This window comes from Mycobacterium sp. SMC-21 (assembly GCF_045310825.1).
GTDB lineage: Bacteria > Actinomycetota > Actinomycetes > Mycobacteriales > Mycobacteriaceae > Mycobacterium.
In genome coordinates, this window is sequence record NZ_JBJIAO010000020.1 from 22,999 (window position 1) to 40,358 (window position 17,360).

The 17,360-nt window shown below is 68.0% G+C and carries 12 protein-coding genes; 3 read left to right on the top strand and 9 right to left on the bottom strand.

The features are described 5' to 3' along the window. Window positions 1-4 precede the first annotated feature (4 nt). Window positions 5-4,438, bottom strand: a complete 4,434-nt coding sequence (locus tag ACJH6H_RS18815) for a DUF4157 domain-containing protein (protein WP_406775567.1) — start codon at window positions 4,436-4,438, stop codon at window positions 5-7. 190 nt (window positions 4,439-4,628) lie between these two features. After that, a complete protein-coding gene (locus ACJH6H_RS18820; protein ID WP_406775568.1) occupies window positions 4,629-5,294 on the bottom strand; it encodes an MspA family porin in 666 nt (221 codons plus the stop codon). 119 nt (window positions 5,295-5,413) lie between these two features. On the opposite strand from ACJH6H_RS18820, the gene ACJH6H_RS18825 reads away from it, so the two are divergent. After that, window positions 5,414-6,166: an enoyl-CoA hydratase gene (locus ACJH6H_RS18825; protein ID WP_212812363.1), complete on the top strand. Its 753-nt coding sequence runs from the start codon at window positions 5,414-5,416 to the stop codon at window positions 6,164-6,166. Between the two features lie 6 nt (window positions 6,167-6,172). Here the strand turns inward: ACJH6H_RS18825 and ACJH6H_RS18830 are convergent, their stop codons facing one another. Genes ACJH6H_RS18830 through pdhA form a run of 3 tightly spaced genes read right to left on the bottom strand, consistent with a single transcriptional unit; the run spans window position 6,173 to window position 9,541 of the window. Then, window positions 6,173-7,390, bottom strand: coding sequence for a dihydrolipoamide acetyltransferase family protein (locus tag ACJH6H_RS18830; protein ID WP_212812364.1), 1,218 nt, complete (start codon window positions 7,388-7,390; stop codon window positions 6,173-6,175). Then, complete coding sequence (locus tag ACJH6H_RS18835; protein ID WP_212812365.1) at window positions 7,387-8,442, bottom strand: alpha-ketoacid dehydrogenase subunit beta; 1,056 nt, start codon at window positions 8,440-8,442, stop codon at window positions 7,387-7,389. Before ACJH6H_RS18835 ends, ACJH6H_RS18830 begins: the two co-directional genes overlap by 4 nt. 1 nt (window position 8,443) lies before the next feature. Further along, complete coding sequence (gene pdhA, locus ACJH6H_RS18840) at window positions 8,444-9,541, bottom strand: pyruvate dehydrogenase (acetyl-transferring) E1 component subunit alpha (protein WP_212812366.1); 1,098 nt, start codon at window positions 9,539-9,541, stop codon at window positions 8,444-8,446. A gap of 486 nt (window positions 9,542-10,027) precedes the next feature. On the opposite strand from pdhA, the gene ACJH6H_RS18845 reads away from it, so the two are divergent. Further along, entirely contained in the window at window positions 10,028-12,274 is a 2,247-nt protein-coding gene (locus tag ACJH6H_RS18845; RefSeq protein WP_212812368.1) for a sensor histidine kinase, read from the top strand. Next, window positions 12,249-12,926, top strand: coding sequence for a LuxR C-terminal-related transcriptional regulator (locus tag ACJH6H_RS18850; protein ID WP_212812369.1), 678 nt, complete (start codon window positions 12,249-12,251; stop codon window positions 12,924-12,926). Before ACJH6H_RS18845 ends, ACJH6H_RS18850 begins: the two co-directional genes overlap by 26 nt. Before the next feature lie 3 nt (window positions 12,927-12,929). Here the strand turns inward: ACJH6H_RS18850 and ACJH6H_RS18855 are convergent, their stop codons facing one another. Genes ACJH6H_RS18855 through ACJH6H_RS18870 form a run of 4 tightly spaced genes read right to left on the bottom strand, consistent with a single transcriptional unit; the run spans window position 12,930 to window position 17,360 of the window. Beyond that, window positions 12,930-13,736: a CoA ester lyase gene (locus ACJH6H_RS18855; RefSeq protein WP_212812370.1), complete on the bottom strand. Its 807-nt coding sequence runs from the start codon at window positions 13,734-13,736 to the stop codon at window positions 12,930-12,932. Then, the gene (locus ACJH6H_RS18860; protein ID WP_073696760.1) at window positions 13,733-14,224 is read right to left on the bottom strand and encodes a MaoC family dehydratase; all 492 of its coding nucleotides are present in this window, start codon (window positions 14,222-14,224) and stop codon (window positions 13,733-13,735) included. The genes ACJH6H_RS18855 and ACJH6H_RS18860 overlap by 4 nt, the downstream gene beginning before the upstream one ends. Beyond that, a complete protein-coding gene (locus ACJH6H_RS18865; protein ID WP_073696761.1) occupies window positions 14,221-15,384 on the bottom strand; it encodes an acyl-CoA dehydrogenase family protein in 1,164 nt (387 codons plus the stop codon). Before ACJH6H_RS18865 ends, ACJH6H_RS18860 begins: the two co-directional genes overlap by 4 nt. Continuing rightward, window positions 15,381-17,360, bottom strand: a complete 1,980-nt coding sequence (locus ACJH6H_RS18870) for an acetyl/propionyl/methylcrotonyl-CoA carboxylase subunit alpha (RefSeq protein ID WP_212812371.1) — start codon at window positions 17,358-17,360, stop codon at window positions 15,381-15,383. Before ACJH6H_RS18870 ends, ACJH6H_RS18865 begins: the two co-directional genes overlap by 4 nt.

The window sequence follows — 17,360 nt, forward strand, 5'->3', positions numbered from 1 at the left end:
TCGGTCAGCGGGTGACCGGCGGCGGGATGCGATTCAGCAGTTTCGCCCCCGAAGAGTGCGGGCCGCGCAGTTCGATCGTGATCCCGGCGTCGCCGAGCATCTTCTTCAGCGGACCGCTCGGCTCGCAATCGATGAAAATCCACGTCATCGACCACCGCCGGCGTTTGACCAGGTGCCGGTCCGCGGCGACTTCGGCGATGATGTCCTCACTCGCGTAGACGGTTCCGCCTTCGTAGGCCTTGACCTCGGCGCCCTCCTTTGGCGGGTTGAACAGATCAACCCGCCGGGTACCCAGGTCATCCGGTAGGTCGTTGATCGTTTTCTCGCTTTCGGCCCACTTCCCCCGAACCCGCTCGGCTTCCACGATCTTGTTGGCTTTATTGGCCTTGTCGACGTTGCTGTAGTAGATGGCCTCCCACACTGCAAGTGGCTTGGTTCCGCCGGTGAGCTCGTACATCTCCCGACGGATTCGCTTGTGTTCGTCGCTGCCCGCCTCGTGTTTGCGCAGTTCCGTCAGCAGCTCGTTGTACTTCTTGCGGTTGCGCGGGGCCACATCGCGCTGCGCCACGCCGCTGCTTGGCGTCAGGTCGCCGATGTCCAGCGCGCCCTGGTGCTCGGCCAGCTGTTGCTCCAGGCTGTCGAGTTTGGCCTCCGCGTCGGTGCGCGCGTGGGGCTCCATCGCCTTCATCGCGTTCATGTGGTCGGCGATCAGCTTGTTCAGCTTCTGCACTTCCAGCTGGGCGTCGAACAGCGGCTTGTTGGTCGGGTCCAACGTCTTCTTACCGATCAGATCGGCAATCCACTTGAGCGCCAACCGAACCCGTCCGGAGAACCCCTGGTACTTCTGCATCGTGCGCAGGGTGTCGGCGTGCATCCGCACCGTCGACGGCAACGCATCCGGGCTCACCCGCAGCCGGATGTTGGTGACCAGCCCCGTGTCCGGATCGGGATCCCAGTCGGCCTGCACGAAATCGCCCTCGAGGGTCGGGTCGATGACCATCAGGTCGCGTAGGTCGTGCGGCAGCGCCTCCCGCAGCTCCTGGGTGGTAGCTCGCCGCTCGCCGATCGGCTTGGTGGTGGCGGCCGGGTCGGTGGGTTTGGTGTCGGATTTGTCCTTCTCGTCGGGACCGGCCCGCTTCTCGGGCTCCGACGGTTTGGGCGCTTCGTGGCCGGCGTTCGGGTCGGATTCCGGCACCGGCGGTTTGATGTCGAGGACGCCCGCGCCGCGGTCGGGGGTGCCGTTGGACCGGCTCTCGCCCGGCTTCGGGGCGCCACCCGATTCGGTTTCGGAGTGTGCGGGTGCGGGCGTGCCGCTTTTGGCCGCCGCCGCGTCGTTGGCCTTGGCTTTGGCCCGGGCCCCGATCGCCTCGCCGGCAATGAACATGCCGTTGTTCTGTACCGCCGACGAGATCGCGGACGCGCGCTGCCGCCGCGCTTCGGCGTGCGTCATCGCGCCGGATTCCTCCTGCGCGCTGATGGTCATCATCTGGTCGATGAAGGTCACGTCGCCCCAGATGACGCCCGCGCCGCCGATGACCTTGTTGGCCAACTCGGCGCCCTTGACCAGCGACTCGGCGCCCTCGACCGCCTTGGCAGCTTCTGCCAGCTTTGACTCGGTCGCGCCGGCTTCCTCCAAGATGGTGAAGGCACGACCGAACTTGGCCACCCGGAATCCAGCCACCAGCTGCCCCGCAGCACCCATACCGCCCAGCAGCCCGAGGACGTCGCTGACGGTCGAGGCGTCCAAATACAGCTTGCCGGCTTCCCATTTCTGAATGAGCCGTGCTGCCGCGGCGGCCGCGCCGATCAACGCTGCCGCGGTGCCGGCCGAAGCCACGACGAGCCCGATCGCGGCCAGCACTGTCACCAGGTCGTCGATGCGCTTCTCTGCCACCGCCCAGTCCACCGGTGCGCTCTCGGCGTTCATCGTGGGCGGCGCGTCAGCTTCCAAGCCGAGGCCGGCAGTGCGAACCGCGATGCTGCCGCGTCCGTAGGACGCCTTCCCCCCGAATTTGTCCAGCGCGGCCTGGAAGGCCTTGCTGGGGGTGGCGCCGCGACCTTCGTACGCGCCCGCGCCGTCGATGTTGGTCACGTCGTTGATCAGCCAGCGGTAGTCGTCGCCGTCCTTGGGCATCGGTCCGGCGGCCAGCAGGAGTGGGTACTGCTGGCCGCTGACCTCGGAGATCAGTGCGGCGTTGACCCGGACCGACGGCGGCAGGGCGGTGCTGGCCCCGGCGGTGCGCTTGTCCTCGTAGCGGTTGTACAAGCTGATCAGCCGGTCGAGCGTCTCGACGTCGTGGCTCAACGTGTAATCCGACAGCGAGGGGTAGTCGTGACGGAACTTCTCCAGTTCGTCGTTCTTGGCCTTGCGCCGAGCGGTCAGCACGTCCAGCGGCGAACCGGTCAGGTTCATCTTCGCCTTCTGCATGAGGCTTTCGAGGTATTCGAGCTTCGACTGGTTGCCCTCTTTCCGGGCGATGTCGATCTGGGCCTGCAGTTCGGCAAGTTGCGCCGCGGGTTCGTCCAGCGCCTCGTTGAGCGCGGTGGTCATGTCGGTGACCTCGACGACGTGCCCGGCGACGGCCGGCGGCCTGATGACTTCCTTGCCCTCGCTGTCCTCGCGGATCGCCGGCGTCGCGATGGTTCTGATGAGGAAGATGCCTTTTTCCTTCAGCGGCACCTCTTGTTGTTCGGTGGGTTGACCGAACAATTCGGCCAGCCATTTCAGCGATGCGCCCAGCGCCGTGACCAGCAGGGACACCGGAGCCAATGAGATGGTGGTCAGGTTGGCGACGTCGCTGTTGAGCCGCTCAGCGACCGTCGAGCCGCCGGAAGCGCCCAGTCGCTTGTTGGCCCGCTTGGTGTCCTTCCACCAGTCCTCGAACTCGCGGCTGAATTCCCGGTTGGCACCGCCCATCCCGGTGACGTCGGTGCCGGCGCCGGCCTTGGCATGGGTGAATTCATCGATGCGCTCGTTGAGGGTCTTCTCCGGCGCGGCATTGGCGTCGGCGGCGGCGTGCGACGGATCTTTCTTGATTTGCGCCTTGGCGTACTCGGTGATGTCGAACTTCTCCCACCGGTACCGAATATCGTTGCCGACCTGTGTGATGACCTGGGAGGCGAAGCTGTAATTGCCGTTGGCGGACCACTGCACCTTGGCAGTGAAGGTCGGGTCCGAGTCGACGGTCACCAACTTCGGTCCTTCGACGGTGACCGGCCACGGCGGCGCGTTCGGCGCCTTGCCGTCGCCGCGACCTTCGATCGGGCTGCGGTACACCGACGGCACCGTACCGGTGCCCTTGCCGCTACCACCCGTGACCAGATACTTCGGCACGAAATAGATCACGCGCGCCCCGGGCACCTTCGCGATCATGTCGCGCACCTGGTCCGGCGCAGACAGCATCCCCAACAGGTCGACGTTCTCCACTTTGGCGGGGGGTGCGGGCGCGGCGGGGGCGCTCTTCGGATCGGTCTGGTCGGCGGCCTTCTGCCGTTCCTCGAGCGCCTTCTTCTGTTCCTCCGCAGTCAGCTGCCGCTGCCCGATGACGCTTCGGACCTCATGGCCCTCTGCATCCATCTCATGCCGAATATGGTCGTAGTCGTCGCCGCGAACCTGCAGCGCCGTCAGCGAACCGTCAGCCGCGAGCTCGTACACGCCCGGGTAGAAGGTGACCTTGACGTCAGGCTTCACCGGCACCTTCGGCCCCAAAGACGAGCCGTTGGTCCCGTAGACCTTCACGAACTTCGGATGCAGACCGACGTAGACCCACGGAGTCTTGGTCCCGGCAAACGCCGCCAACGCCTTCGCGGCGTCGTCCATCCCGGTCGCGATCACCTGGAGCCGCTCCCACGGCAGGTCCTCCGGTTTCGTGGCGGCATTGGGGTCGGGTTGACCGACGATCGTCGGCTCGCCGATATCGACGATGACGTCACGGAACACCCGGGCCGGTCCTGGCATGGCGTCCGCGACGTGTGCCAGCTCGTGATTGAGCAACCGCGCGCCGGACACGGTGTCGGGCCGGTACTCGCCGCTGCCGAAAAAGATGTGACTGCCGATGGTGAACGCGTGTGCCCGCACCGACGATGCCAACTCCGCGGCGTGGTCGTCGGTGTGGATACGGACATGGCGAAAGTCGGCATCGAGGACCTGACCAAGGTGGGTCGCCTGTTCCGCCGCCAGCGGCCGGCCGTAACCCGCGCGAGCAGCGATCGCGGTCGGGGTGCCCGCCGGTAGGTACGGATGCAACCGGGGCCGCGGAACGCCCGAACCAGGCGCGCCGGCACGATCAGACGCACATCCCTGTGCATCGGCTGCCCGCGCTGTGGCGCGGCGTTCGGCGGGGTCACCTGGTTCGGACAGCAGCCGCCGCGGGATCGCTGGCGCCTTTGATTGATGCTGGTGCGCCGGCGCCGGCGCGGCCATCGTCAGCTCACCCATACGGGCCCCCAGCTCTGGTCCGTCCCAGACGGTACCTCGGGAAAATTATCCCCGAATTCGCTGCTCTACGAGCCGATATCGGGCCAATTGTTCGCCGCGGACGCACATCGTCGGCACCCAGACGCCGAAACGGCATTCCTGCAGGGCAATTTCGAGAACCCCATTGCTCGAATGCCGTTTAGGCGGTGGCTCAGACGGACTTCGTGACGCCGTAGTAGGCGACGATGTCGTCGGTGTCCGAGGTGGAGCTGGTCAGCACCGCGTACGACCGCAGGAACGACTGACCGACGCAACCGTCGACCTTGACGTGGGTGTCCTTGAGCGTGATGCGCACCGGCGCCGACTTGAAGGACTTCTTGTCGACCGGCACCTGGGTCACGGTGCCCGGCTTCGGGTGGATCTCCACGGTGCCCGACATCGGGACGCTCACGCCGGTGGGCAGCAGGCCGGCCAGCGTCGACCCGGAGGTGGCGATACCGATCGACCCGACCAGACGCACCTGGCCCAGCTCGATACCGCAACCGATCTGGTAGCCGGCCTCCAGCGTGCCACCGTTGAGGGTGGTCTTGCCCTTGCCGGTCACGGTCCCGGTGAATGTGCCGCCCACCAGGTATTCACGCGAGCTGACCGCGGTGGTGAGCGGTGCGACGGGCAGTTCGGTCTCGTTCTTGGCAACGACGGTGAGCACCCAGCCGTCGGGCGTCGTGACCGTCGCCGGTTCTTCCGACGCCACCACACCGGTGTCCGGCGGCGGGCCCTCGTCACCGGCAGGCGCGGGGTCGGCGTACGCAGCGGTCGCTGCCCCGAACGGGAGCACCATGCCCACAGCAGCAACCACAGCAAAACGCTTCAACATGAACTCCGAACGCCTCTCAACATGCACAGCCAAAGGAATCACACAGTTGTTTCGCAGATACAGCCGCGGGTAAAGGTTTTGACTCACGTGAGTCGAAACACAAGCCATAGGCTGAGGCGGTGTCCGATCTCGTACTGACGCAGGTCATCGACCGCGTCGCGCTCATCACGGTCAACGATCCCGACCGCCGCAATGCGGTGACCGCGGAGATGTCCGCCGGCCTGCGGGCCGCGATCAACGCCGCTGAGGCCGACCATGGCGTGCACGCCGTGGTCGTGACCGGCGCCGGGAAGGCGTTCTGCGCCGGCGCCGACCTGACCGCGCTCGGCGCCGCGACGGTCAACGGCCTGCGGGTCATCTACGACGGCTTCCTCGCGGTGGCCGACTGCACGCTGCCGACCATCGCCGCGGTGAACGGCCCGGCCGTCGGTGCCGGGCTCAACCTCGCGCTCGCCGCCGATGTCCGGATCGCCGGGCCCGGGGCGGTCTTCGACCCACGGTTCCAGAAGCTCGGGATTCACCCGGGCGGCGGCGCGACCTGGATGCTGCAGCGGGCCATCGGTCCGCAGGCGGCGCGGGCGGCGCTGTTGTTCGGCATGAAGTTCGACGCCGACGCCGCCTTGCGGCACGGCCTGGCGCTCGAGGTCGCCGACGATCCCGTCGCCGCGGCGTTGGCGTTGGCCGCCGGTCCGGCCGCGGCGCCGCGCGAGGTCGTGCTGGCGACCAAGGCCTCGATGCGCGCGACGGACCATCCCGGCGTCCTGGACCACGAGCAGCACGCGAAGGCGGTCGACATCGAGATCGTCCCGCAGGCAGCGTCGATCGAGTCACCGGAATTCGCCGCCCGCCTGGCTGCCGCCAAGCAGCGCTGATCAGCTCTAGGCGTCGAGGAGCGCGAGTTCGGGCGCCTCGATGAGCGCCCGCAATTCGCCGAGGAAGGCGGCCGCCCCGGCGCCGTCGGCGATCCGATGGTCGAAGGCGCACGTGAGTGTCATGGTCGGTCGCGCCACCACCTCGCCGTCGCGCACGACGGCCCGGGGTTTGAGTGTCCCCATGCCGAGGATCGCCGCCTCCGGATAGTTGATGACGGGGACGCCTTCGTCCAGACCCAGCGCGCCGAAGTTCGACACGGTGAACGTCGAGCCATGCAGTTCAACGGGTTTCAGCGTGCCGTCGCGAGCGGAACGGATCAGTCCGTCCACCGCCCAGGCCAGGTCGCGGGTGGAGAGTCGCTCGGCGTCCCGGACCACCGGCACCAGCAGCCCACGCGATGTCGCGACACCGATGCCGAGGTGCACCGACTCGTGAAGGTGCACGCTCGCGCCGTGTTCGGCCGGCACCCAGGTGGCGTTGAACTCGCGGTGGTGCCGCAGCGCGATGGTCAGCAGCCGCAGCGTCAGCACGAACGGTGTGACGGTGGCATCGGCACCGGCCAGGGTGTCGCGAACCCGCAGCAACTCGGTGCAGTCGACCTGAACCGACGCGTGCGCGTCCGGTATCTCCTTGCGTGACACCGACATCCGACGCGCCATCTCGGCCTGCACACCACTGACCGGAACGAAGCCGGTGTCGCCGGTCTGGTGCGCCGAGGCCAGCACGTCCTGGCGCGTGACGATGCCGTTCGGGCCCGACGGCGCCACCCCGGTCAGGTCGACGTTCAGGTCGGCCGCCAGCTTGCGCACCCGCGGCTTGGCCCGGGGCCGGCGGCGGGTGGTATCGAGATCGGCGTCCGCGCCGTAGCCCACGAGCACGGGTTTGCGTTGTGGCGAAGTGGCTTTCGGCTCCTCGGCCTTCGGCGCTTCGACTTTCGGCTCATCGGCTTTCGGCTCGGCGGGCTCTGCGGCCGCCGGCGCGTCGGTGGCGATGCGGACCAGCACGGCGCCCACCGCGAGCGTCTGCCCTTCGGCCCCGCCGAGTTCGGTCACCACGCCGGCGTACGGGCTGGGGATCTCCACGGCCGCCTTGTTGGTCTCGACGGTGCACAACACCTGATTGAGTTCGACGGTGTCTCCCACCGCCACGGCCCACGACGTGATGGTGGCGTCTTCCAATCCCTCACCCAGGTCGGGGACCAGGAAGTCGTGTGTCGCGGTCATGGCTGGCTCATCGCCTTGTGCACGCAGTCCAGCAGGCGGTCGACACCGGGCAGCCAGAGTTTCTCCAGCCGGGCGGGCGGATAGGGCGTGTCAAAGCCGGTGGCGCGCAACACGGGTGCCTCCAGGTCATAGAAGAGTTCTTCGGAGATCCGGGCGGCCAGTTCGGCGCCGAACCCGAGGGTGCGCGGTCCCTCGTGCATGATCACCGCGCGTCCGGTCTTGCGGATCGATGCCGCGACGGTGTCGAAGTCGAGCGGATTCAGTGACCGCAGGTCGATGACCTCCAGATCGTGGCCGTCCGCGAGATCCGCTGCGGCCAATGCGGTGTCGACCAGCGAGCCGTACGTGATGACGGTGACGTCGCGCCCGGTGCGCCGCACCGCGGCCCGCCCGATCGGCAACGCGGGGACACTGGTGTCCAGCTCGCCCTTGGTCCAGTACCGGCGTTTGGGCTCGAGGAAGATCACCGGGTCACGGGACGAGATGGCCTCGCGCAGCAGCCAATACGCGTCCGACGGCGTCGAGGGGATGACGACCTTCAGCCCGGCGGTGTGCAGCCAGTACGACTCGGTCGACTCCGAATGATGTTCCACCGCACCGATACCGCCGAACGACGGGATGCGGATGGTCACCGGCATGTCGACATCGCCATGGGTACGCATCCGGTACTTCGCGAGGTGGCTGACGATCTGGTCGAACGCCGGCGCCGCGAATCCGTCGAACTGAATCTCGGGTACCGGCACCATGCCCCGGATCGCCATGCCGATCGCGATGCCGACGATGGCCGACTCCGCCAGCGGTGTATCGAAACACCTTGTTTCCCCGAAGGTTTCGTGCAGGCCGTCGGTGACGCGGAAGACCCCGCCCAGCTGCGCGACGTCCTCACCGAACACCAGCACCCGGTCGTCGGCCGCCATCGCGTCACGGAGCGCGCGGTTGATGGCCTGCACCATCGACACTGTGGTGACCGTGGCAATTTCCCCCGCCGGCCGTCCCGGCTCGTCGGGCTCCGCGTCGCCGGACCACGGCGGCCGCTCGATGAGCTGCGTCATGTCAACCCTCCCAATCCAATTCGGCCAGCAACGCGTCACGCTGCCGGGCCAGCTCGGGTGTGATGTCGGCGTAGACGTTGTCGAACATGTCCGCGACGTCGACGTCCGGCGCCGTCAGCACCGTCTCGCGCAGTTCGGCGCGGAGCCGCCGGGAGCGGTTCTCGACGTGCTGCTGCAGCCTGGGCGTCCACACCCCGGTCTGCTCCAGGTACGTCCGGTAGCGCGTGATGGGATCGCGTGCCTCCCAGTGCTTCAGCTCATCCGGGTCGCGGTAGCGGGTCGGATCATCGGACGTGGTGTGCGGCCCCATCCGGTAGGTGACGGCCTCGATCAGCGTCGGCCCGTCGCCCCCGCGGGCACGCTGCGCCGCCTCGGACATCACCGCGTAGCAGGCCAGCACGTCGTTGCCGTCGACCCGGATGCCGGGCATGCCGTAGCCGATGGCGCGGTGCGCGATCGACGGTCCCGCCTGCTGATGGCGCACCGGTACCGAGATGGCCCACTGGTTGTTCTGCACGAAGAACACGCAGGGCGCCGACGTGACGGCCGCGAAGTTGAGTGCTTCGTGCATGTCGCCTTCGGAGGTGCCGCCGTCGCCGATGAACGCCACCGTCACCGAGTCCTCACCGAGCCGCTGCGCCGCCATCGCCGCGCCGACCGCGTGCAGGCCGTGCGAGCCGATGTCGATCGACAGTGGCGCGCAGTGTTTTTCGGTGAAGCCCAGGCCGCCGTGCCAGCGGCCCCGCCACACCGCGCTGATCTGGGCGGGGGTGATGCCGCGGACCAGCAGGGCGCCGAGTTCCCGGTACTGCGGGAACAGCCAGTCGGTCTTGCGCAGACACGCCGCCGCACCCACCTGCGCGGCTTCCTGACCGCGGCACGAGGCGAACAGCGCCAGTTCACCCTGGCGCTGCAGATTGACGAATTCGACGTCGAGGTCGCGGGTGACGACCATCTCCTCGTACAGCCAGCCCAGCGTCTCGGGCGGCAGGTCGCGGCGATATCGCGCGTCGGAGGTGGGCGCGCCGTCGGGCGCGACGAGTTGCACGGGCTCGAGGTCCACCCGGTTGTCCAGGCCAGGGACCGTCACGTCAGCCATACCGCCTCCTTTCGGTGACGGCATGTTCGGCCGTCAGTCCGCGAGAAGCTCAGCGCGGTGGCGACCAGGGCAACCCCTCAGGTGGTGAGGGTCGCCGGCCGATGCCGGGGTGTGGCATCAGTCGGATGATCCGCTCTGCTCGCCGCAGTGCTGGGGCATCACCGCCATTATGCGCCCGAAGGCCGGCCGGCCGCGGTTATCGCAGGTAACAGACTGAAGACGTGTCGCAGCGGCCGGTCGGGCCGGTGCGGGTCGGTCGCAATACGGCCAACTTGTAGCCCGAACGTATGAATTCGTTGTCATTTGCGCTGGTGACACGCGAATCGGCCCAGAGTCTGTCGTTGCCGCATGCTACAACCATCGCATCATCAACGTGGCAGTGCCAGAAGCGAGAAACCGATGAGACGTCCGAACCGCGCCGGCCCCAACGTCGCCCGAGCGTCAGCCGCGCCCGCACCCTGACCGCACACGTACGGCAGTCCCATCATGTTTGACACCGGCACAGGCGCGGCACGCCGCAACTTCCTCCAGCACGCGATGCGGGTCAGCCTGTTCATGCGGCACGGCGGGGCATTGGTGGTGTACGTCGTGGTGCTGGTCTCGGCGCCGCGCATCAGCCTGGCCGGCGTCGCGTTCGCCGGTCTGGCCGGCGCCTGGTCGCTGTACCGGTTGCTGACCCGCTCCGCAACGCCCCGCATCCTCGCGATCGACTACGTCGTCACGCTCGCCGCCTGCCTGGTCCTGCCTGTCGCGGCTGCCGACGACCGGGCGTGCCCGTCGACCTGCGCGCCGATCGCGATCGCCGGTACGGCCATCGCGAGCTTCACGGTGTTCGAACCGCTGCTGAACACGGCGATGACCGCGGGCGTCGTTGCCGCGCTCGCCGCCGGCGCGGCGTCGGTCGGCGGTATCCACGACAGCGACCAATGGGTCAACGTCTACTACTTCGCATTGTTGTGGGTGGCATCGACGCTGATCCGCTTCCTGACGGTGCACGTGGCCGAAAGGGTCGACGTCGCCCGCGCCGAGCGGCTCGCTGCCGAGCTCCGCCAGAAAGTCAACGCCGCCGTGCGCGACTACGACCGCGAACAGATGCGGCTGCTCCACGACACCGTCGCCTCGACCCTGCTGATGGTGGGTACCGGCACCGCCTTGTCACCCGAGCGCGTCGCCGCCCAGGCTCGGCGCGACCTTCGCGTGTTCACCGAGACATCGCACACGCCCGCGCCGCCGGCCGATCTCGTTGCCACTCTGCGTGATCACGCCATGCACACCACGACGCCCGTGAGTTATGCCGGGGTGACCGCGATGTGGGTGGACGGCGCGACGGCGGCGACCATCGCGGCCGCCGCGCGCGAAGCTCTGACCAACATCGACCGGCATTCCGGCGCCACGGCGGTCACCATCACCGTGCATCTCGGCCGGATCCAGATCGCCGACGACGGGCATGGATTCGATCTGACCCGGCCGACGCGGGGGCACGGCATCGCAGACTCGATCATCGCCCGCATGCAGCAGCTCGGCGGTGTCGCGGAGATCATCACGCAGCCCGGGCAGGGCACCACGGTCGAATTGCGTTGGCCCACATCAATACCGGCCAGTGCCGCGCCGGCGCCGGACCCGGAGCGGCTCATCGAGCGGGCACACATGGGCTACGGACTGGCACTGGTTGCCTACGGCCTGGCCAACCTGCTGGTGACCGTGCCCTCATCCCTGAAGTTCGCGGCATACCCGTATCTGCAGTGGTCCCTCATCGTCGTGACGACGGCGGCGACGCTGTCCGCGATCCCCCGGGTCATGGGCCGGGCCTATCCGCGGGCACGTTTCGGCATCATGATCCTCGTCGTTGTTGCGCTGGTGCAGTCGATCTCGATGCCGATCAAAGACCTCGACCCCCGGCTGCAGTGGGCACAAGGCGCGATCGGCTGGTGTGTGCTGCCGCTGCTGCTCAGTGTCCAGCTGCGCTACGCCGTTGGTGTCCTGGTGTGGTGCTGGGTCGTCCCCGCCGTCTACGCGATCATTCGGAATCCGTCGGTCCACACCGTCGTCGACCTCGGATACGACACGGCGAGTGTCCTCGTCGCCCAACTGTGTGCTCTGGTCGTCGCCGACATGATCCGGCGTTCTGCCGCAGCCGCTTCCGCCGAGACCGAAAGTCACATGCGCCTGACTGCGGCAGCACACATCGCCGACGCCGTGCAGGAGGAATACGACCGCCGCTACGCGGACCTCGCCGCCACCATCCAGCCGCTGCTGTCGACCCTCGCCGACGGACAACCGGTGGATGCCGAGACCCGGCGCCGCGCACAACTCGAATACCAGCGGCTGCGTACCCTTTTCGACCAGTCCTCGAGCTTCGAGCACGTACTGCTTCGCGAATTGCGCCCACGCATCGACGCCGCCCAGAATCGCGGCCTGGCCGTTTCCGTGGACGTCCAGGGCACACTGCCGGCCATGGATGTCCCCACTGCCCGGCGGTTGGCCCGGCTCATCGACCAAATTCTCCACGCGGCCGCCTCGCCGGCCCGCATCACCGTCGCCGCCGAAACGGCGGCAGTCGAACTCAGCGTCATGTGTCAGCGGGCCGAGCACGCCGATTTGCCGACGAAATCCAGTGTCGACGACGAAGATGAATTCGACCTGACCACCCTCGATGACACGGTGTGGATCACCGTGCGCCACCCACTCCCAGAAAGACCGACCGATCATGTCCGCGCCGGCCAACCCATCTGAGCCTCTGGCCATCGCCGTTGTCGATGACCACGACGTCATCCACACCGGCGTCTCGGCATGGTGCGCCCAGGCCGACCCACCCATCCGCGTCGCATCCGACCATCTCGACGCCGAGTCGTTCCTGGCCGTCTACCCCAAGGCCGACCACCAGCTGGCCGCGGTCATCCTGGATCTCGAACTGCGCAGTCGCCAGCCCGATTTCGATGCGGTCGCCGCCATCGTGGACGCGGGACACGCGGTGATCGTCTACTCGCACCTCGAGAACTCCGAGGTGATCCTGCGTTGCCTGGCCATCGGGGTGGTCACCTATCTGGCCAAGAGCGAAGGCCAGGGCCATCTCATCGAGGCCATCCGCGCGGCCAGCACCCACGAGCCGTACGTCGGTCCCCGCATGGCCGCGGCCATCTGCTCGGACACCGACTCCGGCCGGCCCGGACTCACCAAGCGCGAACGTGAAGTGCTCAAGGCCTGGTTTCAGACCGAGAGCAAGGACATCGTCGCCAAGCGCCTGCACCTCGCGCCGACCACAGTCCGGACCCACCTGCAACGCGTTCGCGCCAAGTACGCCGCCGCGGGGCGACCGGCGGCCACCAAGGCCCAACTGGTCGCCCGTGCCGTGCAAGACGGCATCCTCAGCGTCGAGGACCTGTAGCTCCTACGGCGCCAGGGCGACGATGCGTTCGGCCCGGCGGAGCACCGGCATGTCGACCATCAGACCGTCGTACTGGAACACGCCGCGCTCGCGGGTCGCGGCATCGAGTACCGCACGCGCCCAGGCGATCTCCTTCTCGGTCGGCGCGTAGCCGTTCCGGATGACCGCGACCTGCGTCGGGTGGATGGCCACCTTGGCGTCGAATCCGACGGCCACGGCGTCGTCGACCTCGGCCCGCAGGCCGTCCAGGTTCTTGATGTCGAGGTAGACCGAGTCCAGCGCGAGCTTGCCGAAAGCCTTGGCGGCCAAGAGCGATTGCGACCGGACGTGCTTGGCCACATCGCGGTAGCTGTCGTCGGGCCAGCGGTTCGCGGTACCGCCCAGCACCGCGAACAGGTCCTCGGCGCCCCACATGACGGCGTAAGTGTTCTCGACGCGGGCGGTCTCGGTGACGGCGAGCGCACCGAGCGGCGTCTCCACCAGCACCACGACGTCGAGCGGCGCGAGCGCCCGAACCTGTTCGGCCGACTCGGTTTTGGCGAGCATCACCGTGGTGTACGGCGTCTTCGCCAGGGCCTCCAGATCGAGCGGGTGATCGGCGGTGTCCGACGGGTTCAAACGCACCACCGTCCGCGCCGGGTCCAGCGGGGTGTCGATGAGCGCCTGGCGAGCCGCCGGCCGATCCTTCGCGGCGCAGCCGTCCTCCAGGTCGAGGATCACCACATCTGCTGCGGCGGCGGCCTTTTCGAACCGCTCAGGACGGTCCGCGGGGCAGAACAGCCAGCCGGGTCCCGGGGCGGTCAGGCTCATGACGGCTGCTCCGCGGGGCGCTTACGGACCATGGTCTTGCGTGTCGCCGTGGCGACGATGTCGCCGTGCTGGTTGCGACCGGTGTGGGCGAACGTGACGATGCCCTCCCCCGGCCGGCTCTTGGACTCGCGCTTCTCGATCACCTCGGACTCGGCGTACAGCGTGTCACCGTGGAAGAGCGGCCTGGGGAACGCGATGTCGGAGAAACCGAGGTTCCCGACGATCGTGCCCTGGGTCAGCTGAGCGACCGACAGGCCGACGAGCGTCGACAGCGTGAACATCGAATTCACCAGCCGTGCATGGAACGGCGGCAGCGCATCGGAGAACGCGGCGTCCAGGTGCAGCGCCTGCGTGTTCATGGTCAGCGTGGTGAACAGGACGTTGTCGGCCTCGGTGATGGTGCGGCCGGGCCGGTGCTGGTAGATGACGCCCGGCTGGAACTCCTCGTACCAGAGCCCGCGCTGCTCGATGACCCGCTTCTCGGTCACAGCCCGGCCTCACGCGCGATCAGCATGAGCTGAACCTCCGTTGTGCCCTCACCGATTTCGAGGATCTTCGAATCGCGGTAGTGCCGGGCGACCGGGTACTCGTTCATGAAGCCGTAGCCACCGAACACCTGGGTGGCGTCGCGGGCGTTGTCCATCGCGGCCTCGCTGGCGATCATCTTGGCGATGCAGGCTGCCTTCTTGAACGGCTTGCCCGCCAGCATCAGCGCCGCGGCGTCGTAGTAGGCGGTGCGGGCGACGTGGGCGCGGGCCTCCATCCGGGCGATCTTGAAGGCGATGGCCTGGTAGCCACCGATCTTGCGGCCGAACGCTTCCCGCTCCTTCGAGTACTTGACGCACTCGTCGACACAACCCTGCGCCACACCGACCGACAGCGCGGCGATGGCGATGCGGCCCTCGTCGAGGATGCGCAGGAAGTTGGCGTAGCCGCGGCCGCGCTCGCCGAGCAGGTTCTCGACCGGCACCCGCACGTCGTCGAAGCTCAGCGGATGGGTGTCCGAGGCGTTCCAGCCGACCTTGTCGTAGGCGGGCTCGGCGGTGAAGCCCGGCGTCGGCACCGGCACCAGGATCGACGAGATCTCCTTGTGCCCACCGGGCAGTTCGCCGGTCACGGCCGTGACGGTCACCAGCTTGGTGATGTCGGTGCCGGAGTTGGTGATGAACTGCTTGGAGCCGTTGATCACCCAGCTGTCGCCGTCCAGCTTGGCGGTGGTCTTGGTCGCGCCGGCGTCGCTGCCGCCACCGGCCTCGGTCAAGCCGAAGGCGCCCAAGGCCTTTCCGCTGGCCAGCTGCGGCAGCCATTCCTGCTTCTGCGCCTCGGTGCCGAAGCGGTACACCGGCATCGCGCCCAGACCGACGCCGGCCTCCAGCGTGATGGCGACGCTCTGGTCCACCTTGCCGAGTTCTTCCAGCGCCAGGCAGAGGGCGAAGTAGTCGCCGCCCATGCCGCCGTACTCCTCGGGGAACGGCAGGCCGAACAGGCCCATCTCGGCCATCCCGTCGATGACCTTGTACGGGAAGGTGTGGTCCTTGTCGTGCTGCGCGGCCACCGGCGCGACGACCGTCTGCGCGAATTCCCGGACCGTCTTGGCCAGTTCGGCGTAGTGGTCCGGCAGGGTGCCGGTCGAAATGAAGTCGCTCATTTGGTCTCCTCGGTTGCTGCGGTAATCCGGGCCAGCGGCTGGCCCACTTTGACCTGATCGCCCACGGCGACAAGTAATTCCACGGTGCCGTCGACCGGCGACGACAGCGCGTGTTCCATCTTCATGGCCTCGACGGTGACGACGACGTCACCACTACTCACCGTCGACCCGTCCGCTATGCCCACGGCCACGACGGATCCGGGCATGGGACTGACGATCTCGGCGTCGCCGCTGTGTTCGTCGTCGGCCCGGACGGGCGCCTCACGCACGTCCTCGATGACGGTCGTGCGGCCGGCTCCGGCCAGCCACAGCCGGTGGTCCTCGACGGCGGTCAGGTATTCGGTGCGCAGGCCGTCAACCGTGACGATCAGCCGGTCACCGTCCAACGATGCTGTGACGCTGCGTGGTTCGCCGTTTTCGATGCTTGCCGTGGCGGCTGCGGGAGTACCGGTGAGGTGGACGTGGTCGGTCCGGTCGCCGGCCCGCAGCCGGATGGTGGTCGGTGCGTGCTCGCCGACCCGCCAGCCCGTCGGGGTGGCCCACAGCTCGCCGGCGTCCGCCCAGCTGTGCAGCCAGCGGTACGCGGCTGCGGCGATGAACTCGTCGTCGCCGGCCTGCGCGGCGACGTAGTCGCCCGTGCGGCGGTCCAGCAGTCCGGTGTCGAGGCGTCCGGCGATGACGTCCTCGTCGGCCAGCAGGAACCGCAGGAAGTCGATGTTGGTACCGACACCCAGCACGGCGGTATCGGCCAGCGCCCGGTCCAGGCCGCGTCGCGCCGACTCCCGATCCGGCCCGTACGCAATGATTTTCGACAGCATCGGGTCGTAGTCGCTGCCGATCACCGAACCGGCCCGGATACCGGAATCCACCCGCGCTTCGGCGGGCTCGGCCAGTGCCAACACGGTGCCACCCGTGGGCAGGAAGTCGTGCGCCGGGTCTTCGGCGTACACGCGGGCCTCGATGGCGTGGCCTGTCAGCGTGATGTCGTCCTGCGCCATCGGCAGGGCCTCACCGGCCGCCACCCGCACCTGCAGTTCGACGAGGTCGATGCCCGTGACCAGTTCTGTCACCGGGTGTTCCACCTGAAGACGGGTGTTCATCTCCATGAAGAAGAACTCGTCGGGCCGGTCGGCGGAGACGATGAACTCGACGGTGCCGGCGCCGCGGTAGTCGACGCTGCGGGCGGTGTCGCACGCGGCCGCACCGATGCGGTCCCTCGTCGCCTCGTCCAGTACGGGCGACGGCGCCTCTTCGATGACCTTCTGGTGCCGGCGCTGCAGACTGCACTCACGCTCGCCGAGATGTACGACGTTGCCGTGGCTGTCCGCGACGACCTGCACCTCGATGTGCCTGGGGTTCAACACGAATCGTTCGATGAACAGGGTGTCGTCGCCGAATGCCGAGGCGGCCTCGCGACGGGCCGAGGCCAGCGCGGCCGGCAACTCGGCCGCCGCATGCACGACGCGCATGCCCTTGCCGCCACCACCGGCGGACGGCTTCACCAGAACCGGGAACCCCACCTCGGGGGCGCCGGCGATGAGCTCCTCGTCGGTGAGACCCGGACGCGAGATGCCCGGAACCACCGGCACTCCGAACGCCGACACCGCTGCCTTGGCGGTGATCTTGTCGCCCATGGTGCCGATGGCTTTGGCCGGCGGCCCGATGAAGACGATGCCCGCGTCGTGCAGGGCGGCGGCGAATTCGGCGTTCTCCGAAAGGAATCCGTAGCCCGGGTGCACGGCCTGTGCGCCGGTGCGCCGCGCCGCGTTCACGATGGCCTCGATGCTGAGGTAGCTCTGCCGGGCCGGGGCTGGCCCGATGTTCACCGCGACGTCGGCCTCGAGGACATGCCGGGCACCGGCGTCGGCGTCGCTGAACACCGCGACCGAGCGAATCCCCATGGCCCGCAACGTCCGGATGACGCGGACCGCGATCTCGCCACGGTTGGCGACCAGGACCGTATTGAAGGTTTTCAT

Coding starts and splice junctions, on each gene's coding strand:
- ACJH6H_RS18815 (WP_406775567.1), bottom strand. CDS start 4,438: ATGGGTGAGCTGACGATGGCCGCGCCGGCGCCGGCGCACCAGCATCAA.
- ACJH6H_RS18820 (WP_406775568.1), bottom strand. CDS start 5,294: ATGTTGAAGCGTTTTGCTGTGGTTGCTGCTGTGGGCATGGTGCTCCCG.
- ACJH6H_RS18830 (WP_212812364.1), bottom strand. CDS start 7,390: ATGACCGCGACACACGACTTCCTGGTCCCCGACCTGGGTGAGGGATTG.
- ACJH6H_RS18835 (WP_212812365.1), bottom strand. CDS start 8,442: ATGACGCAGCTCATCGAGCGGCCGCCGTGGTCCGGCGACGCGGAGCCC.
- pdhA (WP_212812366.1), bottom strand. CDS start 9,541: ATGGCTGACGTGACGGTCCCTGGCCTGGACAACCGGGTGGACCTCGAG.
- ACJH6H_RS18845 (WP_212812368.1), top strand. CDS start 10,028: ATGTTTGACACCGGCACAGGCGCGGCACGCCGCAACTTCCTCCAGCAC.
- ACJH6H_RS18850 (WP_212812369.1), top strand. CDS start 12,249: ATGTCCGCGCCGGCCAACCCATCTGAGCCTCTGGCCATCGCCGTTGTC.
- ACJH6H_RS18855 (WP_212812370.1), bottom strand. CDS start 13,736: ATGAGCCTGACCGCCCCGGGACCCGGCTGGCTGTTCTGCCCCGCGGAC.
- ACJH6H_RS18865 (WP_073696761.1), bottom strand. CDS start 15,384: ATGAGCGACTTCATTTCGACCGGCACCCTGCCGGACCACTACGCCGAA.
- ACJH6H_RS18870 (WP_212812371.1), bottom strand. CDS start 17,360: ATGAAAACCTTCAATACGGTCCTGGTCGCCAACCGTGGCGAGATCGCG.